The following is a 25,417-nucleotide window of genomic DNA, read 5'->3' as shown; positions in this document are numbered from 1 at the left end:
AGGGCGGCCAGGTCGCCTTCGCCGTGGGTGTCGACGGCTTCGTCGATCTGGTCGCGCAGGAGTTCGTCGTAGGAGGGGCGGTCGATGTCGCGGAAGATCCCGATGGGGGTGTGCTCGAAGGCGGGGGAGTCCAGCCGGGACAGTGCGAACGCCTGGGAGGGGTCGGGGTTGTGGGCGTCGTGGACCACGACTTCGCCGGGGTCGACGTCGGCGACGTTCACGACCTCGAAGGACCCTGAGGGGGTGCGGCGCAGGGCTTTGGTGCGGTCGGCGCCGAAGGTGATGGGTTCGCCGTGTTCCAACCGCACCGTGATGTCGTCGCGGACGTCGGGGTCCTTGAGGGGGTCGAAGGCGCCGTCGTTGAAGATGTTGCAGTTCTGGTAGATCTCGACCAGGGCGGTGCCGCGGTGCTGGGCGGCGGCGCGCAGGACCGACTGCAGGTGCTTGCGGTCGGAATCGATGGTGCGGGCGACGAAGGTGCCCTCGGCGCCGATGGCCAGGGAGATCGGGTTGAAGGGGGCGTCCAGGGATCCCATCGGCGTGGACTTGGTGACCTTGCCCACCTCTGAGGTGGGGGAGTACTGGCCCTTGGTGAGGCCGTAGATGCGGTTGTTGAACAGCAGGATCTTGAGGTTGACGTTGCGGCGCAGGGCGTGGATGAGGTGGTTGCCGCCGATGGACAGGGCGTCGCCGTCGCCGGTGATGACCCAGACCGACAGGTCGGGGCGGGAGGTGGCCAGGCCGGTGGCGATGGCGGGGGCGCGTCCGTGGATGGAGTGGAACCCGTAGGTGTTCATGTAGTACGGGAAGCGGGAGGAGCAGCCGATGCCCGAGACGAAGGTGATGTTCTCGCGGCGCAGGCCGAGTTCGGGCAGGAAGGACTGGACGGCGGCCAGGATGGCGTAGTCGCCGCAGCCCGGGCACCAGCGCACTTCCTGGTCGGTCTTGAAGTCCTTCATCTTCTGCGGGGTGTCGGTCTTGGGCACCAGCGACAGCGCCGACCGCCCGTTCGCCCCGTTCGCGCCGTTGCCGTTGGCCCCGTTGGTTCGGTTCATGGTGTTGTCACTCACTGTCGATCACATCCCGGATGACGCTCTCCAGTTCCTCGGCCTTGAAGGGCAGGCCGCGGACCTGGTTGTAGCCGATCACATCGATCAGGTACCGGCCGCGCAGCAGCAGCGCGAGCTGGCCGAGGTTGATCTCGGGCACGATCACCTTGTCGTAGGAGCGCAGCACCTGTTCGGTGTTGGCGGGGAAGGGGTTGAGGTGGCGCAGGTGCGCCTGGGCGACCTGGAGTCCGGCGCGGCGGACGCGGCGGACGCCGGCGGAGATGGCGCCGTAGGTGCCGCCCCAGCCCAGTACCAGCACCCGCGCCGCCCCGTCGGGGTCGTCGACGTGCAGGGGGGCGATGTCGCCGGCGATGCCGTCGACCTTGGCCTGGCGCAGCCGGACCATGGTGTCGTGGTTGGCCGGGTCGTAGGAGATGTTCCCGGTCCCGTCGGCCTTCTCCAGCCCCCCGATCCGGTGCTCCAGCCCGGGCGTGCCCGGGATCGCCCACGGGCGGGCGAGCGTCTGGGGGTCGCGGCGGAAGGGCTGGAAGTCCTCCTGCCCGGCCTCGGCGAACCCCGGCTCGATCACCGGCAGATCCGCCACATCGGGCAGCTTCCACGGTTCGGACCCGTTGGCCAGGTAGCCGTCCGAGAGCAGGATGACGGGGGTGCGGTACTTGACCGCGATCCGGGCGGCTTCCAGTGCGGCGTCGAAGCAGTCGGAGGGGGATTGGGGTGCGATGACGGGGACGGGGGCCTCGCCGTTGCGGCCGTGCATGGCCTGGAGCAGGTCGGCCTGCTCGGTCTTGGTGGGCAGGCCGGTGGAGGGCCCGGCGCGCTGGACGTCGATGACCAGCAGCGGGAGTTCGGTGGCCACGCCCAGTCCGATGGTCTCGCTCTTGAGCGCGATGCCGGGGCCGGAGGTGGTGGTCACGCCCAGTGATCCGCCGAAGGAGGCGCCCAGCGCGGCGCCGACCGCGGCGATCTCGTCCTCGGCCTGGAAGGTCCGCACCCCGAACGCCTTGTGCTTGGACAGCTCGTGCAGGATGTCGGAGGCCGGGGTGATCGGGTAGGAGCCCAGGTAGATGTTGAGGCCTGATTGGCGGCCGGCGGCGACCAGGCCGTAGGACAGGGCGGTGTTGCCGGTGATGTTGCGGTACAGGCCGGGGGCGTGCTCGGCGGGCTTGATCTCGTACTGGACCGAGAACGCCTCGGTGGTCTCGCCGTAGGACCAGCCGGCCTGGAACGCGGCGATGTTGGCCTTCATGATCTCGGGTTTGCGGCCGAACTTGCGTTCCAGGAACGCCAGGGTCCCCTCGGTCGGCCGGTGGTAGAGCCAGGACAGCAGGCCGAGGGCGAACATGTTCTTGGCGCGCTCGGCGTCCTTCTTGGTGATCTCGAAGTCGGCCAGCGCGCCCACCGTCATCGAGGTCAGGGGGAGGGCGTGGACGCGGTACTCCTCCAGGGAGCCGTCCTCGACGGGGTCGGCGGCGTAGCCGACCTTGGCCAGGTTGCGTTTGGTGAACTCGTCGGTGTTGACGATGAGGTCGGCGCCGCGGGGCAGGTCGGCCAGGTTGGCCTTGAGCGCGGCGGGGTTCATCGCGACCAGGACGTTGGGCGCGTCGCCTGGGGTGAGGATGTCGTGGTCGGCGAAGTGCAGCTGGAAGCTGGACACCCCGGGCAGGGTGCCGGCCGGGGCGCGGATCTCGGCCGGGAAGTTCGGCAGCGTCGACAAGTCGTTGCCGAACTGCATGCCGTCACCGGAGTCCCCGGCGAAACGGATGATGACGCGGTCGAGTCGCTGGACCTGTTTGGTCACAGAGGAAGACCTCCTCGACACGCAGCACCCGCCCTGGGGGAGGCACCCAGGATCGTGATGCTACTTAGGCTTACCTTCATGGTATGTCCGGGACGGACTGCTCTTCTCGGGGGGCGGGTGGCCAGGGCATGGCCCGGGGCGACCAGGGTGAGGCGGCCTCCGGACGGCCGCGCGCCCGTGGGCGGCGCGCCGTTCCCCGTCGGCTCCTGGACACCCGTCGTCCCGTGCCGGCCGACCGATCGGCAGGCACGGACGCCGTTCCGCCCGTCATGTGACATCCCTCTTCCAGGGAGTCGCGACCCCGTGACACCGTTGCTATCACTTCGGCGACGAAGATCATGCGGCTCGGCCGGATTCGGGCAGGTCCTTTACCGGTGGTACGACCTATCGGGTCCCCGGGTTCACCCGGAACACAGGCAGCTGGCCAGGCGGCACAGGTCGACATGAAGTCGCCGCACGAGCCGCGGAGGTTCGGTCGGGGAGCCGTGGCCCCCCAGTGGCACGGAGTTCACGTCCCGCACTATAGACAGGGCGAAAATGGCTCGCTCCAACCGGCCCCGGGTCCGCGCGGGCGCCGGACCGGGTGCGCGGAGCGGCGCGCCGCCGCCGCGGGCCCGCCGCACGTTGCCGCAGGCCCGCGGCCCTGTTCACGTCACGGGGACGCGGTCGGGGACGCCGGGGCCGATGGGGCCGATGGGGCTCCCGAGGTCCCCGGGGTCCCCGTTCCGGGCCGGACGCCGTGCTCGGCCCGCTCGCTGTCGACCAGCCCGAGCAGCCGCGCCACGTCCGACACCGGCACGGCCTCGCCGAGCACGCGGGCGTGCGCCTCGTACGGGTGCGGCCCGGGCACGTCCCGCGCCCGCCGCATCCAGGCGCGCCATCCGCGCGAGCTGACCTTGCAGCGCAGCGTCACCTGGCGGCTCGCCGGGACGGCCTCGGATCCGGTGCAGGCCCCCAGCGTCATGCCGTCCGCCGTGATCGACGCCCGCAGCGCGGCGCGCGCCCCCGAGGGCACCGACCCGGTCGGGAGGGTGAGGGTGGCGGAGACGTTCAGCGTGCAGCCGTCCATGTTGTCGTTGCAGTTGACGAACGTCGGCCTGCCGGGCTGGAAGCGCAGTGCCGGGTCGGCGGCGCCGCCCAGCGCGGCCACCCGCGGCCGCATCTCGGTGAACGCCAGCGCCGGGTTGGCCAGCGGCGCGGCGGTGAACCGCGGGTCGCCCTGCCCCGCCGTCTGCACCTGGAGCAGCCGGTGCGGCGCGGACACGGCCAAGAGGTAGTCGGCCTTCGCGGTCTTCACCCGGTAGGCGGGGGTGGCGCCGACGTTCTCGGTCGGCGGGGTGGCGGGCGCCTTGCCCAGCGCGCCCGCGATCGACTGCGGCGACAGGACGCCGCGTACGGCGCTGAGGCTCGGGAACGTCGACGGGAGCTTGGCCCAGCGGCCCGCGAAGGAGGTGGCGCGCGCGGCCTCGCCGCTGTAGGTGCGCCAGAAGGTCGAGCTTCCCCTGACGTAGGTGGCGCCGTCGACGGCGACCAGGTCGGCCCGTACGGCACCGGCGGTCAGGGTCCCGGTGGCGAGGCCGGACGGGGTCACCTTCAGCATCACCTGGACGGGGCGGCCGTTGGCGGTGACCGTCCCGTCGTACCGGAGCCCGGGCAGGGCGTTGAGCTGCCGTCCCGCCTCCTGGGTCCAGGCGGCGGGGGCGGGCCTGGCGGAGGTGCGCGGCTTCGCGGTCTCGTCCTCCCCGGTGGCCAGCACCCCGAACGTCACGACGGCGGCGGTGAGCGCCACCGCCGCCCCGGCCACGATGAGCAGCTTGCGCGAGGGGGATCTGCCGCCCTTGCCCGGCGAGGGCGGCGGCACGGGCGGCATCGACCGGGGCGGCACCGGCCCCGGCGGCATCGCCCCGGGAGGCATCGCCCCCGGCGGAAGGGAGCCGGGCGGCACGGAACCGCCCGGCGCAGGCCCGCCCGGCATGGGCCCGCCCGGCACCGGACGTGCGGGAAGCGGGTCCATCGGCGGCGGGTCGGAGGGAGGCTGAGGGCTCGCGAACGGCGGCCCCCCATGTTCAACGCTCACTCGGCGCTCATTCTGCAGGCAACCGGCATCACAGACATAGAGTGCCGGACGATGCGTGATCGCGCAGCGGGACCGCGCATCGTCCGGCACTCTCAGCACTCATCGGGGGCGGCCGGGCGCCGTCGCCCGGACCCGCCCCGCCTTACTCGGAGTCGAGGTTGCGCTGCATGGTCTGGACGTCGCCCGAGGTCGCGGCGATCGCCACCGGGGTCGCCGCCACCCACACGCGGCGCGCGTTCTTCCCGTGCTTCGCCCAGTCGCCGCCGGAGATCGTGCACTGGACGGAGACGTCCGAGACGCCCGTCACGGTGCCGCTCGACTCGCACTCCCCGTACACGCGTCCGCCGCCCTGCTCGGAGGTCAGCCGGAAGTTGACCCTGATGAGGACGGAGGAGGAGCCGCTCAGCGGGCTCCACACCTTCACCCGCACGGTGCACGGCTCGCCGCCGCGGTTGCACGACACGAACTCCGGCTTGTCGCGGTTGCGCGCCACGGCACTGGTGTCGAAGGAGTCGGTGAGCTCGCCCATGAACCCGCGCAGCTGGCCGATCGACGCGGAGCTGGCCGCGGTGGACTGGACGGTGACGTCCGCCGAGACCCGCGGCGAGCCGGTGGTCTCGTACCGCAGCAGCTCGGACTGGTCGTCGTCGCTCAGGTAGAAGCTGGTCAGCAGGCTGGACAGCTTGATGGCCTTGCGGCCCTGGACGGTCGTCTCGGTCTCCCGGAGGGTGGACCGGATCGCCTGCCGCAGGTCGCTCGCCAGCGCCGAGGGCGTGAGCTCGCGGTTGATGTCAAGGCTCAGGTCGCTGCTGTCGATCCGGCCCCACTGCTCGCCGTCCTTGAGGAACCGGTCGGACGACGGCGTGGTCACCTTGGACTGCCAGTAGCTCTTGGGCGCCTTCACGTACAGCTTCTGGTCGGCCGACAGCAGCGTCAGGCTGGTGCCGCCCCAGGAGACCTGGCCGCCGGCGCGCCCGCCCCGGGTCACCGTCAGCTCGCCCTGCAGGCTGTCGGAACCGGCGCTGAAGCTGCCCTTGAGCTTCAGCGAGCGCGCCGTGGTCAGCGAGTTGGCCGCGGCGGTCAGCCGCTCCTCAGGGGACTTGCCGCCGGAGGCCACCACCACGACCACCACGACGACGATCAGCAGCACCACGACCAGCCCGCCGCCGAGGAGGATCGCGATGAGCGCGCCGCTGCCGCCGCGCTTGGGCGGCGGCGCCATGCCCATCCCCATGCCGGGGCCGGGCGGGCCCATCGGCGCTCCCGGCGGCGGCGGATAGAAGGGCGGCGGGGTCCCGGGACCGCCCGGAGCACCCGGCCCACCCGGAACACCTGGACCTCCCGGATTGCCCGGTCCGCCCGGCACGCCACCTGGGACGCCTGGGTTGCCCGGTCCGCCGGGTCCGCCCGGACCCGCAGGTGGAGGTGGCGGCCACGACGATCCTCCCGGGGGTTCCCATCCCGGTGGCGGAGGGTTGCTCATCCGGTCACGTCCTTCCAGGCCAACTGCCCCCAATGCTTATCTAGTGTGACAGCAAAGACCGACACTGAGTTCGTGCGGATTCGTAACGGATGCGGCACGTACGATTTCGTGATCTCGGGGATACTTGACTCCGGCGCCGGAGGTTTCTGGGAGGCGGACATGGGCGACTACTTTCACGGCTACGCGGCCGTTGTCGCATTGGTCCTGGTCGGCGGCGCGATCGTGGCCGGAGGACTGGCCGCCAACCGCATGCTGCGCCCCCACCGTCCCACCGCCGAGAAGCTCACCACCTACGAATGCGGCGTCGACCCGGTCGGCCACGGATGGGCGCAGTCCTACGTGCGCTACTACGTGTTCGCCTACCTGTACGTCGTCTTCGCCGTCGACGCGGTGTTCCTCTTCCCCTGGGCCACGGTCTTCGCGGCGCCCGGCTACGGGATGACGACCCTCGGCGAGATGTTCCTCTTCCTGGGCTTCCTCGCCACCGGGCTGCTGTACGCGGGGAAGAAGGGCGTCCTGTCGTGGGTCTGAGACCCTGGCATACCGGGCACGGGCTGTAAGAATGCAGATGTGAGCACCAGGGGAAACCGGCCGATGAACGTGAGCGGAGCGAGGCCATGAGCACTGTGGACCTGCCCCCGCCCACCGTCGGCCCGCTGTCCCGGCTGGCGCCCAAGCCGGTCAAGTTCGTCCTGAACTGGGGCCGCCGCTACTCCCTCTGGGTCTTCAACTTCGGCCTGGCGTGCTGCGCGATCGAGTTCATCGCCACCTCGATGAGCCGGCACGACTTCATCCGGCTCGGGGTCATCCCGTTCGCGCCGGGCCCGCGGCAGGCCGACCTGATGATCGTCTCCGGGACGGTCAGCGACAAGATGGCCCCGGCCGTGCGGCGGCTGTACGAGCAGATGCCCGAGCCCAAATACGTGATCTCCTTCGGGGCCTGCTCCAACTGTGGCGGGCCGTACTGGGACTCCTACTGCGTCACCAAGGGCGTCGACCAGATCGTCCCGGTGGACGTGTACGTGCCCGGCTGCCCGCCCCGCCCGGAGGCGCTGCTGCACGGCATCGTCCGCCTCCAGGAGAAGATCGCGGGCGAGTCGCTGGGCGAGCGGTACAACGGGGGCGGAGAGCCTGTCACGCCGGCCCCGCCGCCCCGTCCGCTATCGGCCACGGTGCTGCGCAAGCCGTTGCAGCCCCCGCCCCCGCCTCCGCCGTCCCAGGACGACATCCCGACCCTCGGGCTCACCCCCGTCCCGGACGACACCGCGCCCGCCGAGCCCGAGACCGACTACGAGCAGCGTTCGGGCGACCCCTCGCACGTGACCCAGCCGGTCGCCCCGGTCGACGAGCCTCCTACCGCCGTTCCCGCCGAGGCCGAGACCGGCTACGAGCGGCGTTCGGGCGGCCCGTCGCACGTGACCCAGCCGGTGACCCCCGTCGACGAGCCTCCTCCCGCCGCTCCGGGCGACGCGACCGTCCCCGTCGAGCCCGTCCCCGAACCCCCGCCCGCCGAAGCGACGGCCCGGGACGACGGGACGGAGCAGGACGGCGGAACGCGGCCGGACATCGAGGCCCGGCCTCCGGCGGGCGGCGCCGCGCGGCGGCGGCGCAGGCCGCGCTCCGCCGACCACGACCCCTCGATCATCCCCGGCCTGGCCGACGACGAGCACGACGACGAGATCGGACGGACCGGCCCGTGAGCGAAGGAGCGGCCGCCCGCCTGGAGGCGGCTTGGCGGGAGCGTTTCGCCGACGAGGTGTCCAGCGAGGAGACCACCGGCGGCCTCGCCGTCGGCGTCCCGCCCGACCTGTGGCTGGAGGCGCTCGCCTTCGCCCGCGACGAGCTGTCCTGCGGCTTCTTCGACTGGCTGACCGGCGTGGACGAGCTCGACGAGGGCTTCGCGGTGGTCGCGCACGTCTACTCGCTGGAGGAGCGCCACCACCTGCTGATCCGTACCCGGGTGCCGCGCGCCGAGCCGGTGCTGCCGAGCGCGACCGGCGTCTACCGGGGCGCGAACTGGCACGAGCGGGAGACCTTCGAGATGTTCGGGGTGGTCTTCGAGGGCCATCCCGGCCTCAAGCCGCTGCTGCTGCCGGACGGTTTCGAGGGTCATCCGCTGCGCAAGGAGTTCGTGCTGGCCGCCCGGGTCGCCAAGGCGTGGCCGGGCGCGAAGGAGCCCGGCGAGTCGGGCGGCGGGGCGCCCAGCCGCCGCCGCGTCCGCCCGCCGGGCGTGCCCGATGACTGGGGACCGAATGCTTGAGATCGTCGTCAAGCTGGCGCTGGTCGCCGCCGCGTTCGCGGTGCTGCCGCTGCTGGTGGGGCAGGCCGAGCACAAGGTCATGGCGCACATGCAGGGGCGGCTCGGCCCGATGTACGCGGGCGCGTTCCACGGGTGGGCGCAGCTGGTCGCGGACGGGGTGAAGTTCGCGCAGAAGGAGGACGTGGTCCCGCGCGCCGCAGACCGCCGCGTCTTCAAGCTGGCCCCGGCGGTGGCGCTGGTCCCGTACCTGCTGGTGCTGATCGTGATCCCGGTCGGGCCGGGCGGCCAGGTGGCGCTCGACCTGGGCGTCGGGCTGTTCTTCGCGCTGGCGGTCATGGGCGTCGGCGTGATCGGCGCGATCATGGCGGGCTGGGCCAGCGCCAACAAGTACTCGCTGCTGGGCGGGATGCGGGTCGCGGCGCAGCTGATGTCGTACGAGCTGCCGATGGTGTTCGCGGCCTCGTCGGTCGCGATGGCGGCGGGGACGCTGTCGCTGACCGGGATCGTCGAGGAGTGGCGCTGGTGGTGGCTGCCCTGGCAGGCGGTCGGCGCGGTGGTGTTCTTCGTGGCGGGGCTGGCCGAGCTGCGCCGCCCGCCGTTCGACATGCCGGTGGCCGACTCGGAGATCATCTTCGGCCCGTACACGGAGTACGGCGGGCTGCGGTTCGCGCTGTTCATCCTGGCCGAGTACGCCGGGATCGTGGTGCTGTGCGCGCTGACCTCGGTGCTGTTCCTGGGCGGCTGGAACGGCCCGTTCCTGGACACCGAGCTGGGCTGGCTGTGGACGCTGCTGAAGACGGCCGCGCTCGCGTTCGTGGTGATCTGGCTGCGGGTCAGTTACCCGCGCCTGCGCGAGGACCAGCTGCAGAAGCTCGCGTGGTCGTGGCTGGTGCCGCTGTCGCTGGCGCAGCTGGCCCTCACCGGGGTCATCAGGGTCGCCACCGCCGGCTGACCGCCGGCGGTCAGGGCAGGAAGATCGCGTACTCGGCCAGCTGGGGGACGAGGGCGGGCGGCAGGTCGGTGTCGACGGCGAGCTCCTCGGCCGAGATGAAGCCGCCGTGCTCGTCGCGGTGCCGCACGATGCGTTCGACGATCTCCTCGCTGAGGCCGGGCAGCAGCGCGAGGGTCTGCGGCGGGGCGTGGTTGACGTCGATCAGCCCGCCGTCGTCGTAGCCGCGCGGCAGGTCGGGGCGGCCGATCCGCAGCTCGTGCGCCAGCGCCGGATCGTCGGAGGCCAGCGTCCGGGCCTCCTCCCGCAGCGTCCGCCGGTACTGGGCGAGCTTGACGGCGTGCTCGTTGCGCCGGCTGTGCGGGGCGGTGCGCGGGAACACCGTCGGCCGTACCGCGAACGCGTGCGCCGTGCCGCCCAGCCACAGCATCAGCATCATGATGACGCTCATCGCGGTGAAGAGGGCGTCGCCCATGAACGGCAGCACGAGGGTGGCCGACAGGATGACGCCGTATCCGGCGGCGGTCGCGCCCAGGCTGGCCGAGTGGTGCCGCATCGCCGCGTACAGGAAGGAGAACGGGGTGCCGTAGCCGAAGGTCAGGAGCGGCACCAGCGACCACAGGATTCCGCGCGGCACGCCCGGCGTGAAGGGCATCGCGGCCGGCGGGACGGGCGGGCCAGGGGGACCGGGCGGCATCGGCGGAACCGGGGGGCCGGGGAATGGAGGCCGCCGCCAGCCGGGGACGTTCGGGGGCCGTCCGGGACCGGCACCGGGATGGGTGTGCGGCGGGCGCCTGAACGGCCCGGTCGGGGGGCCCGCGGAGTAACCGGGCGGAGGACCCGACGGACGGCCGGGCGGGGGAGTCGGGGGGCGGCCGGGCGGAAGGCCGGCGGAGTGGCCGGGCTGCTGGTGCGGTGGCCGGCGCGGAGGTTCGCCAGGCTCGGGATCCTTGTCGAAAGGGCCGTCCACGTTGTGGTTCACGTCCCCTCCTCACGGTTGGGCGAGCGTTCGGACCGGCCGGTCACGTCTGGTCTGACGAACGCGGCCGCCGCCGCGTTCCCCCACGGCCATTAGTACGGAATCATGGTGACCCGTGGGACGGCTACCAGGAGGCGGACTGGCCAAGGGGCTGGCGGTCACGTTGCGCACGATGACACGACGCTCCATCACGCGACAGTACCCGGAGGTGCAGCCGGATCTGCCCCCGCGCAGCCGGGGGGTGATCGCACTGTTCGAGGAGAACTGCACGGTGTGCATGCTGTGCGCTCGCGAGTGTCCCGACTGGTGCATCTACATCGACTCGCACAAGGAGACGCTGCCCGCCGAGGGCGGCGGCCGGCCCCGCACCCGCAACGTGCTGGACCGGTTCGCGATCGACTTCGCGCTGTGCATGTACTGCGGCATCTGCATCGAGGTCTGCCCGTTCGACGCGCTGTTCTGGTCGCCGGAGTTCGAGTACGCCGAGTACGACATCGGCGAGCTCACCCACGAGAAGGAGCGGCTGCGCGAGTGGATGTGGACGGTGCCGCCGCCGCAGCCGCACGATCCCGGCGCCGAGCCGCCCAAGGAGCTGGCGGCCGCGGAGAAGGCCGAGGCGCGCCGGGGCGCCCGCGGTGCCCGGGGAGGGCCCGCATGACGGGCCCGGAGATCGTCTTCTCGCTGCTCGGCGTGGTGACCGTCGGCTCCGGCGTCCTGGTGGTGACGACGCGGCAGCTCGTCCACGCGGCGCTGTGGCTGGTGGTCTCGTTCGGGGCGCTGGCCGGCGGCTACCTGGTGCTCACCGCGGAGTTCGTCGCCTGGGTGCAGGTGCTGATCTACGTGGGCGCGGTGGTCGTGCTGCTGCTCTTCGGGATCATGCTGACCCGGGCGCCGATCGGCCGGTCGGACGAGCTCGACTCGGGGAACCGCTGGGCGGCGCTGGCGGTGGCCCTGGCGACCGCCGCCGTCCTGGTCACGGTGATGGTGATGGGCTTCCGCGACGCGTACACGCCGCTGGAGGCGGGCGGCGGGTCGGCGGAGTCGCTGGGCGCGGGCGTGTTCCGGACGTGGGTGCTGCCGTTCGAGGTGCTGTCGGTGCTGCTGCTGGCCTCGCTGGTCGGCGCGATCGTGCTGTCGCGCTCCGACATCGGCCCCGGCGCCCCCGACGGCGAGGACGCCGAGCAGGGGACCGCCGCGCCCGACGGCCCGGAGGGCGAGCGCTGATGCATCTCGCGTACCCGACGGTGGTGTCCGCGCTGCTGTTCTCCGTCGGCGTGTACGGCGTGCTGGCCCGCCGCAACGCCATCCTCGTCCTGATGTCGGTCGAGCTGATGCTGAACGCGGTGAACCTCAACCTGGTCGCGTTCGACGTGTGGCTGCGCGACCAGCTGCACGGCGGGCAGGTCCTGACCCTGTTCACGATCGTGATCGCGGCGGCGGAGGTCGGCCTGGGGCTGGCGATCGTGCTGCTGGTGTTCCGCAACCGCCGGACGATCGAGGTCGACCGGCTGCGCGCCCTCGCCGAGGAGGGCCTGGAGGCGCCGGAGCGTCCCGAACCGGCCCCCGGCGCACCGGACGCGTCCGGCACGTCCGGCACGCCCGACGCGGTGGCCGCGCGTCCCGAGGGGGGCGCCTCGTGATCGCGCTCGCCTCGCTGGTGATCCTGCTGCCGTTCGCGGCGGCGTTCGCCGGGATGCTGTTCGGCCCGCTGCTCTCCCGCCTGCTGCGCGCCCGCGGCACCCAGCCCGGCACGACACCCGAGCCCGCCACGTCACCCGAGCCCGTGCCCGGCGTCGAGCCCGTGCCCGGCGTCGAGCCCGTGCCCGGCGGCGGGCCGCGCGTGCCCGAGGAGGAGTGGCGGGACGCGGCGCGCGCCGCCGAGCGCTCCCCGCTGCGCAACGGCCCCGCGCTGATCGCGTGCGCGCCGGTCGCCCTCGCCACCGTGCTCGCGGCGATCGTCGCGTTCGGCGTCTGGCGCGAGCCGGGCGCCCGCACCGGCACGCTCACGCTGATCCCGACCGGCACCGTCCCGATCGAGGTCGGCCTGCTGGTGGACGGTCTCGCGGCGGTCGTCGGCCTCATGGTGTGCTGCGTGGCGCTGGCCGTCCAGCTCTACTCGGTCGCGTACATGGCCAAGGACCCGCGCTACTCCTCCTACGCGGCGTTCGTGTCGCTGTTCACCGCCGCGATGCTGCTGGTGGTGTACGCGGGCGACCTGATCTTCCTGTACGTCGGCTGGGAGGTCATGGGCGCCTGCTCGTACTTCCTGATCGGCCACCACTGGGAGGACCGGGCCAACTCGCGGGCGGCGGTCAAGGCGTTCCTCGTCACGCGGCTCGGCGACGTCGGCTTCCTGCTGGGCATCATCGTGCTGGGCCTGGGCGCCGGGACGTTCACCGTCGAGGGCGTCCTGGCCCGGATCCCGGCGATGCCGGACGCCACCGTCACCGCCGCGGCGCTGCTGCTGCTCGCCGGGGTGGCGGGCAAGAGCGCCCAGTTCCCGCTGCACACCTGGCTGCCGGACGCGATGGCGGGCCCGACGCCGATCAGCGCGCTGATCCACGCGGCCACCATGGTCGCCGCCGGGATCTTCGTCGTCGCCCGCCTGTACGGGGTGTTCCTGGCCGCCCCCGCCGCCCTGACCGTGCTCGGCCTGCTGGCGGTCGTGTCGATGGCGGGGTCGGCGCTGGCCGCGCTGGCCCAGGACGACCTCAAACGGGTGCTGGCGTACTCCACGATCAGCCAGCTCGCGGTGATGGCGGCCGGGCTGGCGGTGGGCGGGAACACCGCGGCGGTCTTCCACCTGCTCACGCACGGCGCGTTCAAGGCGCTGCTGTTCCTGGCGGCCGGGTGCGTGATCCTGGTCGCGGGGTCGACCATGCTGCGCGACTACGGCGGGCTGCGGCAGGGCATGCCGATCACGTTCTGGTCGATGACGGTCGGGCTGGCGGCGCTGGTCGGGGTGCCGCCCACCAGCGGCTGGTTCAGCAAGGACGCCGTCATCGAGGCGGCCCAGCACACGGCCCTGCACGGCGGCGAGCTGGCGACCGGCGCCGCCGCCGGGGCCGCGCCGCCGCACCTCCCGGGCGCCGTGGCCTGGACGGTCTACCTCGGGCTGCTGGTGACGGTGGCGCTGACCGCCGCGTACGCGATGCGGGCCTGGCTGATGACCTTCTTCGGGGAGCCGCGCGGCGCCTACGAGCTCCGGGAGGCGCCGAAGCTGATGGCGTGGCCGGTCGCGGCGCTCGCCGTCCCGTCCGCGATCCTCGGCTTCTTCGGTCTCGGCTCCCCCGAGCTGCGCCCCCACGTGGGGGCCGCGCTGCTGGCCCTGCTGTTCGCGGCGGCGGGGGGCGCGGCCGCGTTCCTCGTCTGGAACAAGGACCCGGCCCTCGATCCCGTGCGGGTGCTGGGCAGGCCCGTGCGCACCCTCTTCGCCCGCGGCTTCTTCGTGGACGAGGCGTACGCGTTCACGATCGTCCGTCCCGTGCGGGCACTGGCCTGGCGCGTCGCGGCGTTCGACGGCCGCGGGCTGGACACCTTCGTCGTCGGCGCCGCGCGCGGCGCGCGCCGGCTGGCCGGCCCGCTGCGCCTGCCGCAGAACGGCAACCCGCAGCTCTACCTCACCGGCCTCCTCGCCGGCATCGTCGTCATCACGGCCGGAGTGGTGATCTTCCTATGACCCTCGTGCTGATGACGGCGATCCCGCTCGCCGGGGCGCTGCTCCTGCTGCTGCCCGCCGAACGCTTCCTGCGCGGCGACACCGCCGTCCGCCGGTACGGGCTCGGCGTGTCCGGGGCCGTGCTGCTGGTCGCGCTGTGGGCGGTCGGCGCGTTCGACTTCGGCGCCACCTCGCGGATGCAGCTGGAGGTCGACCGGGCCTGGGCGCCCGCGATCGGGCTGCGCTTCCACCTCGGCGTCGACGGGATCTCGCTGCCGCTGGTCGTGCTGACCGCGCTGCTGACGTTCCTGTGCTTCGTCCACCTCACCAAGCACCCGCCGGCGGGGGGCGCGGCCCGGCTGCTCACCGCGCTGCTGCTGCTCCTGGAGGTCGGCCTGATCGGCACCTTCGTCGCCCTCGACATGGTGCTGTTCTTCGTGTTCTTCGAGGTCGTGCTGATCCCGATGTACGTGGTGATCGCGCGCTGGGGCGGGCCGGGCGGCCGCGCCGCCGCGTACAAGTTCATCCTGTACACGCTGCTCGGCTCCGGGCTGCTGCTGGCCGGGATGCTGCTGGTCGCGGTGAACGCAGGCACCCTCGACATGACCGAGCTGGCCGCGCGGCACGGCAACGGCGTCGCCCGCGGCGTCCAGATCACCGCGTTCCTCCTGATGGGGCTGGGGTTCGCGGTCAAGGCGCCGATGTGGCCGCTGCACACCTGGCTGCCCGACGCCCACACCGAGGCCCCGACGGTCGGGTCGGTGCTGCTGGCCGGGGTGCTGCTGAAGATGGGCACCTACGGCCTGGTCCGCGTCGCGCTGCCCGCCGCGCCGGACGGCGCCGAGTTCTGGGCGCCGTGGCTGGGGCTGCTCGCGGTCGCCGGGATCGTGTACGGGTCGCTGGCCTGCCTGGCCCAGCGCGACCTCAAACGGATGATCGCGTACTCGTCCGTCGGGCACATGGGCTTCGTGCTGCTGGGCATCGCCACCCTCACCCCGGTCGGCGTCAACGCGGCGCTGTTCGGCAACATCGCGCACGGCCTCATCACCGGGCTGCTGTTCTTCCTGGCGGGCGCGATCAAGGACCGGTACGGGACGGGCGACCTGGACGCCCTGGGCGGCGGCATGCTGGCGGCCGCGCCGCGCCTGGCCGCCTTCCTCACCTTCGCGTGCGTGGCGAGCCTGGGGCTGCCGGGGCTCGCCGGGTTCTGGGGCGAGATGCTGGCGCTGATCGGCGCGTACCGTCCGGCCGCCGGGCTGCCCCGCGAGACGTTCGTGACGTTCATGGCCGTGGCCGCGCTCGGCGCGGTGCTGACCGCCGCGTACTTCCTGCGCCTGCTTGCCAAGATCACCCATGGCCGTCCGGCGGAAGGCGGCCGGGGACGGGCCGCGGTCGCCGCGATCTCCCCGTACGAGTACGCCGCCTGGACCCCGCTGATCGCGCTCACCCTGCTGGTCGGCCTGTGGCCCAAGACGCTGCTGGACGTGACCACCGCCCCGGTCCGCGCACTCCTGGGAGGCGGCTGACCATGCGCACCACGCACCCGCGCGAGCCTCGGGAAGGGCGATCGGCATGATCCAGGGCATCGACTACGCGGCGATCGCGCCGCCGCTGATCCTGGCGGTGGCCGCGGTCGGGCTGCTGCTCGCCGACGCCTTCGACGTCCCGCGCCGCCTGCTCGGACCGCTGTGCGGAGCGGCGCTCGCGATCGCGCTGGGCGCGGTCGCGGCGCTGGCCGCCGGCGACCGCCGCGCCACCTTCTGCCTGACCGGCGACCTGCGCGGGAACGGCCCGCCGTCCTGCTCGTACGTCGCCGACGACTTCACGCTGCTGTTCCAGGGGATCGTGCTGGCCGCCGCGCTGGTCGTCGTGCTGCTGTCGCTGCGCGAGATCACCGCGTCCCGGATGCCCGCCGGCGAGTACCACTTCCTGCTGCTGGCCGCGATCATCGGCGCGCTGACCCTGGTCGCCGCCCGCGACCTGATCCTGCTGGTGGTGGCGCTGGAGACGCTGTCGCTGCCGGTGTTCGCGCTGGTCGCGCTGCGCCGCTACGACGGCGCCGCCTCCGAGGCCGCGCTCAAGCTGTTCCTGGTGTCGGTGGTCTCCGCCGCGATCATGCTGTTCGGGATCAGCCTGGTGTACGGCGCGACCGGCGCCATGCACCTGGACCGGATCGCGCCCGCCCTGGAGCGGCTGCCCGCCCACCTCGACCCGGTCGCCTCCGTCGGCGTGGTGCTGGTCCTGGCCGGATTCGGGTTCAAGGTCGCCGCCGTCCCGTTCCACTTCTGGGCTCCGGACGTCTACCAGGGCGCGCCGCTGCCGGTCGCGGCGTTCCTGTCGGTGGTGTCCAAGGCCGCCGGGTTCGCCGGGCTGGCGATCGTGCTGGCGCTGGGCTTCCCCGCCTACGGGCACGTCTGGGGGCCGCTGGTCGCCGTGCTGGCGGCGCTCACCATGACCCTGGGCAACCTGCTGGCGCTGCGCCAGCGGACCGCGATCCGGCTGCTGGCCTGGTCGTCGATCGCCCAGTCCGGCTACATGATCGCCCCGCTGGCGGTCGGCGCCCGCCGGCTCCCCGAGGCGGTCGCCGCGACCACCGCCTACGTCGCGCTGTACGCCGTCATGAACCTGGGCGCGTTCGCCGTCGTCGTCGCCGTCCACCGGCGGTCCGCGGGCCGGGGCCGCTGGGTCACCCTGGACGACTTCCGCGGCCTGGCCCGCAGCAGCCCCGCGTCCGCCGCGGCGCTCGCGTTCTTCCTGATCTGCCTGGCCGGGCTGCCGCCGGGTGTGATGGGGCTGTTCGCCAAGGTGGTCGTCTTCCGCGCCACCGTCGCCGGCGGAGTGACGTGGCTGGCCGTCGTCATGGCGGTCAACACGGTGATCGGGCTCTACTACTACCTGACCTGGGCCGCGAGCCTGTTCGCCGCGCCCGCGGACCGTCCCGGCGGGGCCCCCGCGGCGGACGCGGGCCCGGCCGTGCGGGCCGCGATCGCCGCCACCGCCGCCGGCGCGATCGTGCTCAGCGCGGCCCCGCAGCTGGTGCTGCAGACCGTCTCGACGGTCACCTGACCAGCGCCGACGCGGGAACGTTCCGCCAGGTCAACCCGTTTAAGCGTTAGCGTCGGACAAACGGGGAGGCAGGCGGACGTGCGGTTCAACGGCGTCAGGACGGCGGTGCTGATCGGCGCGCTGTCGGCATTGATGCTCGCCGCGGGGTGGACCCTCGGCGGCGGCGCCGGGCTGGCGATCGCCGTGGTCCTCGCGTTCGGCACCAACGGCGTCGCCTACTTCTTCAGCGACCGGATCGCGCTGCGCTCCATGCGCGCCCACCCGGTCGGCGAGGTCGAGGCGCCGATGCTCTACCGGCTGGTCCGCGAACTCGCCACCTCCGCCCGCCAGCCGATGCCCCGGCTGTACATCTCCGAGACGATGCAGCCCAACGCGTTCGCCACCGGCCGCAACCCGCGCAACGCCGCCGTGTGCTGCACGCGCGGAATCCTGCGGACGCTGGACGAGCGCGAACTGCGCGCCGTCCTCGGCCACGAGCTCTCCCACGTCTACAACCGCGACATCCTCATCTCCTCCGTCGCCGCCGCCATCGCCACACTGGTCACCTACCTGTCCTACCTGGCGATCTTCCTGCCGGTGGGCCGCGACGACGACGAGGACGGCCCCGGCCTGCTCGGCGCGCTGATGCTGCTGGTGCTGGGCCCCGTCGCCGCCGCCGTCGTCCAGATGGCCATCAGCCGCACCCGCGAGTTCCAGGCCGACGCCGCCGGCGCCCGCCTCACCGGCGACCCGCTGGCGCTGGCGTCCGCGCTGCGCAAGATCGAGGCCGGGACGCGGGCGCTGCCGCTGCCGCAGGACCCGGAGCTGGCCACCACCAGCTCCCTGATGATCTCCAACCCGTTCCGCGGCGTCGGGATCGGCCGGCTGTTCTCCACCCACCCGCCCGTCGAGGAGCGCATCGCCCGCCTGGAACGCATGGCGGGCCGCCGCCGCTGAGCTACGGCAGCGTCAGGATCACCGGCCCGTCCGCGGTGACCGCGATCGTGTGCTCGAAGTGGGCCGCGCGGCTGCCGTCCGCCGTGGCGATCGACCAGCCGTCCCGGAGCCCCACCGCGTCGTCGCGCCCGCCCTCCTCGAACATCGGCTCGATCGCGATCGTCAGGCCCTCCCGGAGGACGAGCCCGGTGCCGGGACGCCCGATGTTGGGCACCTCCGGGTCCTCGTGCATGGCCGTGCCGATGCCGTGCCCGGTGCAGCCCTCCAGGATCCCGTAGCCGGCCTCCCGCGCCGTCCGCTCGACCGCGTGGCCGAGATCGCCCATCCGCGCGCCGGGCCGGGCCGCCTCGATCGCCCGCTCCAGGGCCAGCCGCGTCACGTCCATCAGCCGCCGCCCCGCCTCGTCGGCCTCACCGACCGCGAACGTGACCGCCGCGTCCCCGTGGTAGCCGCCCAGCTCGGCGCCGCAGTCGACGGACACCAGATCGCCCGCGCGCAGCACCCGCCCGTCCGGGATCCCGTGCACGATCACCTCGTTGACCGACACGCACACCGTCCCCGGGTACGGCGTGGGCGACCAGTTCGGGTGGTAGTGCAGGAACGACGGCCGGGCGTCCAGCTCCTTGATCGTGCGCGCGGCCACGGCGTCCAGCTCGGCCAGGCTGACACCCGGCTCGGCCGCGCCCTCCACCGCGTCGAGTGTGCGGGCCACGACCCGGCCCGCCTCGCGCATGATCTCCAGCTCGCGGGGGTCTCGATAGGTCACCATGGGAAGATTCTAATACTCGTATTACTATCTCCATCATGGTGCGGACCCCACTGACCGAAGAGCAGCGCGACCGGGGCCGGGCCCTCGGCCAGATACTGCGCGCCGCCCGCGGCCCCCGCGGCGCCGCCGCCGTCGCCCACGAGGCCGGCATCTCCATCGACACCCTCCGCAAGATCGAACGCGGTGCCATCGCCGCCCCGGCCTTCTTCACCGTCGCCGCCCTCGCCCGCGTCCTCGACCTCGACCTCACCGACCTGGCCGGCACCCTCCAGCCGTTCGACGAGCGCCGCACCGCCTAACGGTCGAAATCCGCCTTCCGGATCAGCGCGTGGATCCCGGTGGTACGGTCCACGACCTGCGACACCTCGAAATCGGCCGCCGCCGACAGGTAGGCGTACGCCACCGCCTTCGCCATCCCCAGCTCCTCGTGCAGGAACGCGATCGCGTTGCGCACCGCCACCTTCATCGCCACGTCCAGCGACGTGACCTGCCCGCCGGCCCCGCCGTCCGGGTCCGACAGCCCGATCGGGATCCAGTGCTCGTCCGTCTCGGCGAACGGATACGAGAACGCCACCTCCGGAGCCCGCCCGCCCGGCCTGACCACCGTCAGCCGGAACGTTCCGCGCAGCGACCCCTCCAGCGCCGTCAACGCCACCTCGCCGTCCCCCTGCGCGAAATGCGGGTCGCCCACGAAGAACAGCGCGTCCGGCACCTGGACGGGCAGGTACAGCGTCGACCCCACCCCGAGCTCGTTGATGTCGAGATTCCCGCCCGCGACCGTCGGCGGCACCGAATGGACCGGCTCCGCCGTGTCGACCGCCACCCCCATGACCCCCATGAACGGCGCCAGCGGGAACCGCACGTTCCCCGGCAGCACCCCGTGCCCCCGCTCCACCCGCGTGAACACCGAGATGTTGCCGAACTCGTTCAGGTACGGCCGCGTCTGCGGGTCGTCCTTGATGCTCTCCGGATACTCGCCGGGCAGCGCGCCCTTGCCGTGCCGGTTGGACACCACCCCGTACGGCACCCGCATCGACAGGTCCAGCACATCGATCCTCAGCACATCACCGGGCCGCGCGCCCCGTACCGCCACCGGGCCCGTCACGATGTGCGGGCCGTCCGCCGCGAAGTCGTGCTCCATCCTCGACGCCGCGATCTGCCGCGCGTCCTCCAGCACCCGCCCCCGCGGCACCCCGTGATCACCGAAGAACGCCACGGGATCGCGCCCCTGATCCTCCAGGATCCCCTCGTGCGACACCGTGTCGACCGTCACCAGCCCCCCGGAGGCCACGCTCACCACGGGCTTGGCCGTACGGTTCGGCAGATACCCCCACCGCACCGTCTCCGGCGACGACTTCAGGTAGACGCCCCGCGGCCGGCCCCGCTCCGGCTGCAGCACCTCCGCCTTCGCCGTCCCCGCGATCCCGGCCACCCCGAGGGCCGCCGCCGCCATGAGCATCCCGCGCCGCCCGAGCCCGCTCCTGAGCACCTCGGCCGCCCGCGCACCATCGTGAATCATGCCGCGGACGCTAGGGCCACGCTGTTACCGCGACATTCCGGACATGTTCCCTCAAGATCTCACGCGAACAACCCGGCCGCCCGCCCCGTCATACACACTGAGCGCGCCGGACTTCCTCAGCGGGGGAGGGGGACCGGCGCGCTCACCAGCGTCACCGGTAGTTGGTGAACTGCAGCGCCACGTCCAGGTCCTTGCCCTTCAGCAGCGCGATGACGTCCTGCAGGTCGTCCTTCTTCTTCGAGCTGACCCGCAGCTCCTCACCCTGGATCTGGGCCTTGATCCCCTTGGGCCCCTCATCCCGGATGATCTTGCTGATCTTCTTGGCGTTCTCCTGGGAGATGCCCTCCTTGAGCGCCACCCCGATCTTGTAGACCTTCCCGGACGCCTTCGGCTCCCCCGGCTCGATCGCCTTCAGCGAGATCGCCCGCTTGACGAGCTTGTCCTTGAGCACGTCCAGCACCGCCAGCGCCCGCTCCTCGGTGTTCGCCTGGATCTCGATGGCCTCCCCGGACCACTTGATCCCCGCGTCCACGTTCCGGAAGTCGAACCGGTTGGCGACCTCCTTGGCCGCCTGGTTCAGCGCGTTGTCGACCTCCTGCCGGTCGAGCTTGCTCACGATGTCAAAAGAAGAGTCCGCCACCGGACACCCAGCCCTTCTACCGAGAAGCCGGCCCTCGCACACCCCTGCCGCCGGCGCGTATCGCCTCAGCGTAGCGACCCGCCCGCCACCCCGCCGCCCACCGCTCCCCGATGTCACGACCACTCCCACCGTCCGCTATTCTTTCCAGTGCCGTCGCAGAAGCGACACCACGGCGGGTTGCCCGAGTGGCCAATGGGAGCGGACTGTAAATCCGTCGGCTTAGCCTACGCAGGTTCGAACCCTGCACCCGCCACCATCACGTAGAACGGCCCCTCACCAGGGAAGACATGGGTGAGGGGCCGTTCGCTACTGTCCGGCTGTGCCCGGCGATCAACGGACTTCTACAGGCGGCTGTGCCGAATACGTGCCGAAGATTCTCGGGGCTAGGCAGCGTCTTCCGTGTCGCCTTGGCCCGTGCTCTGACGGGGTTCCAATCGCCTCCTCGTCCATCGCGTCGCCTCGGTGATCCGGCGCTTGGCTTCCTCCTCTTGGCTGGCGATGCACTTCGCGTAGACGCGGAGAAGGGCGGCGACGCTGTGTCCGGCCCACTCGCCGACCTGGGCGGGCGGGACACCGGCGCTCAGCCACGTGGACACAGCGGCGTGCCGCAGCGCGTACGGCGTCTCGGCGAGTGGCGAAGCGGCCTCCTCGGCCGTCAGCGCCTTCCCGCGGGCCTTCCGCCACACCCCTAGGTACGTCCGGTCGGTCATGATCCCGCCACGCGGGCCGACGAACAGCCGGGCGCCGGGTCGGATGTGGAACTGGGCGATGTGTTCGCGGAGGATCCGGACGAGATCGGGATGCAGCGGGACGGGGCGCGTCTCGCCGGGCGCCCGATGCTTGAGTGGTTGCCTGTCACGCGGCTTCCCCTCGTTCGTCCAGCGGGAACCGCTGCGAGGCTCAGCATGGGTGAGGCGCATCTCGCCCCATCCCTCCTCGGGGAGCGAGATCAGGTTCTCGGGGCGAAGGTCTACGGTCTCTTCCGGGCGGAGTGCCGCGTAGTACATGACGGCGAAGAACGCCACCATGCGCCGGCCGCGCTCGCCCTGCTGCCGGACACCGTCCAGGAGCCGCGCGGCTTGCTCCGGATTGACCACGACGCGCATGTCGAGGGTGTGAGCCTTGCGGGGGCGAGTCCACTGGACCCGCTTGAGCGGGTTACCGGTCAAGATCCGGCGCTCACAGGCGTACTCAAGCGCGTTGTTGAACGTGACGCGCTTGCGGTAGACCGTGCTGCCAGCGGCGGCCTTTCCGTCTTGCTTGACGCTCAAGCGGTCCAGGACGGCGCGGGCGAGTTCTGGTCCCTTGCCCTCCGGGTCCAGGTCCGCCATGTCGATGGTGTTGCGCTCAAGCCATCGGAGGGCGGGGACGAGATCCTCGGGTGGCTCTCCGCCCTTCTGGAGACGTTCGCTGTACGCCCAGCTTCGCAGCGCGGCGCGCAGCTCCTTACGGCTCGGGGCGCCCTGCTGCGTGGACAGCAGGGCCTCTGTCGCGTCCGTGAGCGCCTCGGCGATGCCCCGTCGATGGTTGGGGGAGACATGAGGCCACTTGGCTGCCGTGTAGTCGAGTGAGAAGGCGTACCACGTGATCGCGTTCTCTGCGCGCTGCCACGACACAGGGCGGCCGGTTCGGGCGTCGAAAGCCTGCCCTTTGTTGGCTGCGCTGCGCAACTCGGCAAGGAAGCTGTCGGCTTGGGCCTTCCGGCGGAACGGCTCTTTCCAGGTTCGGCGACCAACCTTCCATCGGACGGTGTAGGTCGTGACGCGCTTCCCCTTGTAGACCTCGGTCTTGTAGATGCGCACGTCGTAGGTGATGGTGCTCATGGGGTGGCGTCCTCCAGGTCGGTGAACCATGCGTCAAGGTCCGAGCGCCGGATTCGGAGATCTCCGTTAGGCATCCGGGTGCATTTGGGGCCCAACCCCTTGGCGCGCCAGTCGTAGAAGGTGGACCGGGCGATCTTGAGTTCGGCGCAGACCTCGCGGACGGTCAACTTCTCGTCAGGGCGCGTCAGGGTCGGCAAGTCGCTACCTCGGTTCTCCGCTGAGCGTGATCGGTAGGGGCGTGGTCGGTGCTGTGCTTGGTGGCTGTGGACAGACGGCGGCCGGCGTCGAAGACTCGCCGAGGTGGGAGGCGACAGCGGTGAAGCACGTCAGCGGAATTCAGCAGAATCCTTTGTGCTGGTTTCTGCTGACGCGCTGCGCCGCTGACGGGCGGGATCATCGGGCGCCCTCGGTCGCGCTGGGGTGGGTCTCGTAGGTGGGTCCTGCTTTGCGGCCTCGGCCGGTCTTGGGCGGGGCGGGGAGACGGCGGATCCAACCGTGCGACTCCAGGACGCGGAGCGCGGGGTCAAGGTCGGTGACCTTCTTGAAGCGCCGGAGCGAGGACAGCACGTCACGGGCGCTGAATTGGGTGGTGCCGGTGCGTTCGATCCAGTCGAGGAGGGCGCGGGCATCGGCGATGGCGGGGTCTGCGCCGATGGCGTCGTAGGCGGCTTGGGCGTGGACGGTGAAGTACTCGCCGATCTCGTGGGCGTTGAGGAGCGTGCCGAGGTCGATGGGGCGGTTCCATCCGGTGCGGAAGTGCTCGGCGAGGTGGAGCAGGGCGGCGATGCGCACCACGGCGCCCACGTACTTGCCGCCCCAGTCGGTCATGTGTGCCAGGTCGCCGGTACCGGGGCGGAATCGGGCCTCGGTGTCGTCGAGGAGTGCGCGGACGGCGGCCTCGGCCTCGGGGGTGAGTTCCAGCGTGACCGGCTCGTCGAGGGCGTCCACGGAAAGGATGAGCGCGGTGAGGTTGGTGTTGTAGGTGGTGCGGGTGTATTCGGGTATCGGGGCAGGGTCGGACTTGCGGTAGCCGAGCAGGGACTTGGGCACCGAGTACAGGAGCCGGCCGAGTAGTCCTTGTTCTTGGAACTGGGGCGTCTCGCCGAGGCGTGCCAGCACTCCCGGTTGGGTGCAGATGCCGAGGGTGATGGTTGCAGCGGGGATGCGTTCGGAGGGGCGTCCCATGCGGTCGATGCGCATTTCCTCGCCCGCGTGGCCGGACTTGAGGACGGCGAAGTTGGGCGCGCCGGAGTAGCGCCCGGCGGCGATGGAGAAGACCTCTCCCTCGGGCGAGAGGATCGCGAATCGCCCGCCCTGCTCGGCCAGGTGAGTGGTCAGTCGCTCAACGGTGGCGTCGTCGGAGAACAGGCACGGCTCGGCCGGGACGGTGATCTCTTCCAGGGCGAGGCGTGCGGCGGCGGCCTCGTCGAGGGCGGCGGCTTGCTGGGTCGGGTCGGGCGTTGTGGCGGCGGCCTTCTCGGTTTTCTCGGCGCGGGCCTCGGCGACGCGGCGGGAGATTGCGGCCTCGGCGATGAGGGGGCGGGCCTGGTCGATGAGGACGCGTTCGGCCTCGCGGATGGGGGCCGTCATGTGCTTGTAGACCTCGGACTTGCGGTTGCCCGGAGGCAGGACGACCAGCGTGAAAAGGTTGGTTGGTTCGGTCCAGGTGGTGGCCTTGGCCCAGACCTTTCCGCCGGCGGCGACGGCCAGGACGGCGAGGGCGAGGCTTCCGGCGAGGTCGGGCGGAGTCTGAGTGACCTCGGCGAGAGCGGCGGCATAGTCGCCGAGCCAGCCAGGAAGCGCCCGGAGGGGGAAGGGCGGTAGGTCTGGGGCCGACGAGAGCGGGGCGGGGTCGGGCCACCCCTTGGCGTTGTGGGCGGCGACAGCGGCCAACTCGGCGGCGACGGCGGTACGGAGTTCGGCGATGTCGTCGCCGGAGGCGCCGTAGCCAAGCTGCATGAGGCGCGTTCCGGCGGTCACCACGCGGCGGGCATAGGCCAAATCCCGGACGAGGTAGGCGTAGTAGGTGACGTTCGCGGCTGTAGGAACGCCGCTCATAAGTGTGTGCAGGTACGGGGCGCCCCCGATCTTGGTGAGGTCGCGCGGATTGATGGTCGAGGCGACGGCGACCGGTTCGTAGGGCGCTCCGCGGTCGGCGAGGGCGACGATGGTGTCCCAGATGAGGCCGTGTGCGGGGCGGTAGAACTCGCTGCCGTCCAGGAGCGTGCGGGCCTGGTCGAGGGCGGGCGGGGAGAGCATGACGGCGCCTAGAAGACTGCTGAAGATCTTGTTAGAGGGGCTGTCCGGCCGTGGGCCGGACAGCCCCTCTGTGGTCATGCGTTGGCCGAGGACAGATGCCAGGTGCTGTTGGTCCGGGTGAGTCCGAGGTT

At 72.0% G+C, this 25,417-nt stretch carries 24 protein-coding genes, 1 tRNA gene and 1 pseudogene; 14 read left to right on the top strand and 12 right to left on the bottom strand.

The features are described 5' to 3' along the window. From ACFPZN_RS51920 to ACFPZN_RS51905, 4 genes are all read right to left on the bottom strand, one after another. Positions 1-1,055: 2-oxoacid:ferredoxin oxidoreductase subunit beta (locus tag ACFPZN_RS51920; protein ID WP_378292002.1), on the bottom strand; the 1,055-nt coding region annotated here is incomplete at its 3' end. A gap of 7 nt (positions 1,056-1,062) precedes the next feature. Next, positions 1,063-2,868, bottom strand: coding sequence for a 2-oxoacid:acceptor oxidoreductase subunit alpha (locus tag ACFPZN_RS51915; RefSeq protein WP_378291999.1), 1,806 nt, complete (start codon positions 2,866-2,868; stop codon positions 1,063-1,065). A gap of 401 nt (positions 2,869-3,269) precedes the next feature. Further along, on the bottom strand, positions 3,270-3,371 hold the full coding sequence (locus ACFPZN_RS51910) for a putative leader peptide (RefSeq protein WP_378292004.1): 102 nt from the start codon (positions 3,369-3,371) through the stop codon (positions 3,270-3,272). 149 nt (positions 3,372-3,520) lie between these two features. Continuing rightward, complete coding sequence (locus ACFPZN_RS51905) at positions 3,521-4,672, bottom strand: LolA-like protein (RefSeq protein ID WP_378291997.1); 1,152 nt, start codon at positions 4,670-4,672, stop codon at positions 3,521-3,523. A 10-nt stretch (positions 4,673-4,682) separates the two neighbouring features. Between ACFPZN_RS51905 and ACFPZN_RS51900 the strand changes: the two genes are divergently transcribed. Further along, positions 4,683-4,907, top strand: coding sequence for a hypothetical protein (locus tag ACFPZN_RS51900; protein WP_378291995.1), 225 nt, complete (start codon positions 4,683-4,685; stop codon positions 4,905-4,907). A 180-nt stretch (positions 4,908-5,087) separates the two neighbouring features. On the opposite strand, the gene ACFPZN_RS51895 is transcribed toward ACFPZN_RS51900, so the two are convergent. Beyond that, positions 5,088-6,200: a hypothetical protein gene (locus ACFPZN_RS51895; RefSeq protein ID WP_378291993.1), complete on the bottom strand. Its 1,113-nt coding sequence runs from the start codon at positions 6,198-6,200 to the stop codon at positions 5,088-5,090. Between the two features lie 387 nt (positions 6,201-6,587). On the opposite strand from ACFPZN_RS51895, the gene ACFPZN_RS51890 reads away from it, so the two are divergent. The 4 genes from ACFPZN_RS51890 to nuoH all read left to right on the top strand — a co-directional run bounded on the left by ACFPZN_RS51890 (position 6,588) and on the right by nuoH (position 9,640). Beyond that, positions 6,588-6,959 (top strand): NADH-quinone oxidoreductase subunit A, encoded by a 372-nt coding sequence (locus ACFPZN_RS51890; RefSeq protein WP_378291991.1) that lies wholly within the window; start codon positions 6,588-6,590, stop codon positions 6,957-6,959. Between the two features lie 86 nt (positions 6,960-7,045). Then, a complete protein-coding gene (locus ACFPZN_RS56855; protein ID WP_464043978.1) occupies positions 7,046-8,128 on the top strand; it encodes an NADH-quinone oxidoreductase subunit B in 1,083 nt (360 codons plus the stop codon). Beyond that, entirely contained in the window at positions 8,125-8,688 is a 564-nt protein-coding gene (locus ACFPZN_RS51880; RefSeq protein WP_378291989.1) for an NADH-quinone oxidoreductase subunit C, read from the top strand. Before ACFPZN_RS56855 ends, ACFPZN_RS51880 begins: the two co-directional genes overlap by 4 nt. After that, complete coding sequence (gene nuoH / locus ACFPZN_RS51875) at positions 8,681-9,640, top strand: NADH-quinone oxidoreductase subunit NuoH (protein WP_378291987.1); 960 nt, start codon at positions 8,681-8,683, stop codon at positions 9,638-9,640. Before ACFPZN_RS51880 ends, nuoH begins: the two co-directional genes overlap by 8 nt. A 10-nt stretch (positions 9,641-9,650) precedes the next feature. Here the strand turns inward: nuoH and ACFPZN_RS51870 are convergent, their stop codons facing one another. Beyond that, positions 9,651-10,292: a ComEA family DNA-binding protein gene (locus tag ACFPZN_RS51870; protein WP_378291985.1), complete on the bottom strand. Its 642-nt coding sequence runs from the start codon at positions 10,290-10,292 to the stop codon at positions 9,651-9,653. A gap of 439 nt (positions 10,293-10,731) precedes the next feature. Between ACFPZN_RS51870 and ACFPZN_RS51865 the strand changes: the two genes are divergently transcribed. From ACFPZN_RS51865 to htpX, 7 genes and pseudogenes are all read left to right on the top strand, one after another. Continuing rightward, positions 10,732-11,274, top strand: coding sequence for a NuoI/complex I 23 kDa subunit family protein (locus tag ACFPZN_RS51865; RefSeq protein ID WP_378291983.1), 543 nt, complete (start codon positions 10,732-10,734; stop codon positions 11,272-11,274). Beyond that, the gene (locus tag ACFPZN_RS51860) at positions 11,271-11,840 is read left to right on the top strand and encodes an NADH-quinone oxidoreductase subunit J family protein (protein ID WP_378291981.1); all 570 of its coding nucleotides are present in this window, start codon (positions 11,271-11,273) and stop codon (positions 11,838-11,840) included. Before ACFPZN_RS51865 ends, ACFPZN_RS51860 begins: the two co-directional genes overlap by 4 nt. Further along, positions 11,840-12,121 (top strand): annotated as a pseudogene (gene nuoK, locus ACFPZN_RS51855) (NADH-quinone oxidoreductase subunit NuoK); the annotation flags it as partial. The gene ACFPZN_RS51860 and the pseudogene nuoK, both read left to right, overlap by 1 nt. A gap of 131 nt (positions 12,122-12,252) precedes the next feature. Next, positions 12,253-14,295, top strand: coding sequence for an NADH-quinone oxidoreductase subunit L (locus ACFPZN_RS51850; protein ID WP_378291979.1), 2,043 nt, complete (start codon positions 12,253-12,255; stop codon positions 14,293-14,295). Continuing rightward, positions 14,292-15,800 carry a complex I subunit 4 family protein gene (locus tag ACFPZN_RS51845; RefSeq protein ID WP_378291977.1) on the top strand — a complete coding sequence of 503 codons (1,509 nt, stop codon included), beginning with the start codon at positions 14,292-14,294 and terminating at the stop codon, positions 15,798-15,800. Before ACFPZN_RS51850 ends, ACFPZN_RS51845 begins: the two co-directional genes overlap by 4 nt. Positions 15,801-15,846: 46 nt before the next feature. Next, positions 15,847-17,340 carry an NADH-quinone oxidoreductase subunit N gene (locus ACFPZN_RS51840; protein ID WP_378291975.1) on the top strand — a complete coding sequence of 498 codons (1,494 nt, stop codon included), beginning with the start codon at positions 15,847-15,849 and terminating at the stop codon, positions 17,338-17,340. A gap of 78 nt (positions 17,341-17,418) precedes the next feature. After that, positions 17,419-18,276 carry a zinc metalloprotease HtpX gene (gene htpX / locus ACFPZN_RS51835; RefSeq protein ID WP_378291973.1) on the top strand — a complete coding sequence of 286 codons (858 nt, stop codon included), beginning with the start codon at positions 17,419-17,421 and terminating at the stop codon, positions 18,274-18,276. Between the two features lies 1 nt (position 18,277). Here the strand turns inward: htpX and map are convergent, their stop codons facing one another. Next, entirely contained in the window at positions 18,278-19,045 is a 768-nt protein-coding gene (gene map, locus ACFPZN_RS51830; RefSeq protein ID WP_378291971.1) for a type I methionyl aminopeptidase, read from the bottom strand. A 35-nt stretch (positions 19,046-19,080) separates the two neighbouring features. On the opposite strand from map, the gene ACFPZN_RS51825 reads away from it, so the two are divergent. Then, complete coding sequence (locus ACFPZN_RS51825) at positions 19,081-19,344, top strand: helix-turn-helix domain-containing protein (protein WP_378291969.1); 264 nt, start codon at positions 19,081-19,083, stop codon at positions 19,342-19,344. Here the strand turns inward: ACFPZN_RS51825 and ACFPZN_RS51820 are convergent. After that, positions 19,341-20,564 (bottom strand): acetamidase/formamidase family protein, encoded by a 1,224-nt coding sequence (locus tag ACFPZN_RS51820; RefSeq protein WP_378291967.1) that lies wholly within the window; start codon positions 20,562-20,564, stop codon positions 19,341-19,343. The genes ACFPZN_RS51825 and ACFPZN_RS51820 overlap by 4 nt on opposite strands. 151 nt (positions 20,565-20,715) lie before the next feature. Then, the gene (locus ACFPZN_RS51815) at positions 20,716-21,204 is read right to left on the bottom strand and encodes a YajQ family cyclic di-GMP-binding protein (RefSeq protein ID WP_378291964.1); all 489 of its coding nucleotides are present in this window, start codon (positions 21,202-21,204) and stop codon (positions 20,716-20,718) included. A 171-nt stretch (positions 21,205-21,375) separates the two neighbouring features. On the opposite strand from ACFPZN_RS51815, the gene ACFPZN_RS51810 reads away from it, so the two are divergent. Further along, positions 21,376-21,460, top strand: a tRNA-Tyr gene (locus ACFPZN_RS51810). Between the two features lie 127 nt (positions 21,461-21,587). Here the strand turns inward: ACFPZN_RS51810 and ACFPZN_RS51805 are convergent. From ACFPZN_RS51805 to ACFPZN_RS51795, 3 genes are all read right to left on the bottom strand, one after another. Beyond that, the gene (locus ACFPZN_RS51805; RefSeq protein WP_378291962.1) at positions 21,588-23,027 is read right to left on the bottom strand and encodes a tyrosine-type recombinase/integrase; all 1,440 of its coding nucleotides are present in this window, start codon (positions 23,025-23,027) and stop codon (positions 21,588-21,590) included. After that, positions 23,024-23,224 (bottom strand): helix-turn-helix transcriptional regulator, encoded by a 201-nt coding sequence (locus ACFPZN_RS51800; protein ID WP_378291960.1) that lies wholly within the window; start codon positions 23,222-23,224, stop codon positions 23,024-23,026. The genes ACFPZN_RS51805 and ACFPZN_RS51800 overlap by 4 nt, the downstream gene beginning before the upstream one ends. Before the next feature lie 196 nt (positions 23,225-23,420). Further along, a complete protein-coding gene (locus ACFPZN_RS51795; RefSeq protein WP_378291958.1) occupies positions 23,421-25,364 on the bottom strand; it encodes a DUF3987 domain-containing protein in 1,944 nt (647 codons plus the stop codon). Between the last annotated feature and the right edge of the window lie 53 nt (positions 25,365-25,417).

This window comes from Actinomadura rugatobispora (assembly GCF_042656285.1).
GTDB classification, from domain to species: domain Bacteria; phylum Actinomycetota; class Actinomycetes; order Streptosporangiales; family Streptosporangiaceae; genus Spirillospora; species Spirillospora rugatobispora.
Note: the sequence above shows the minus strand (reverse complement) of the source record. Positions and strands in the feature narration are given on the sequence as shown.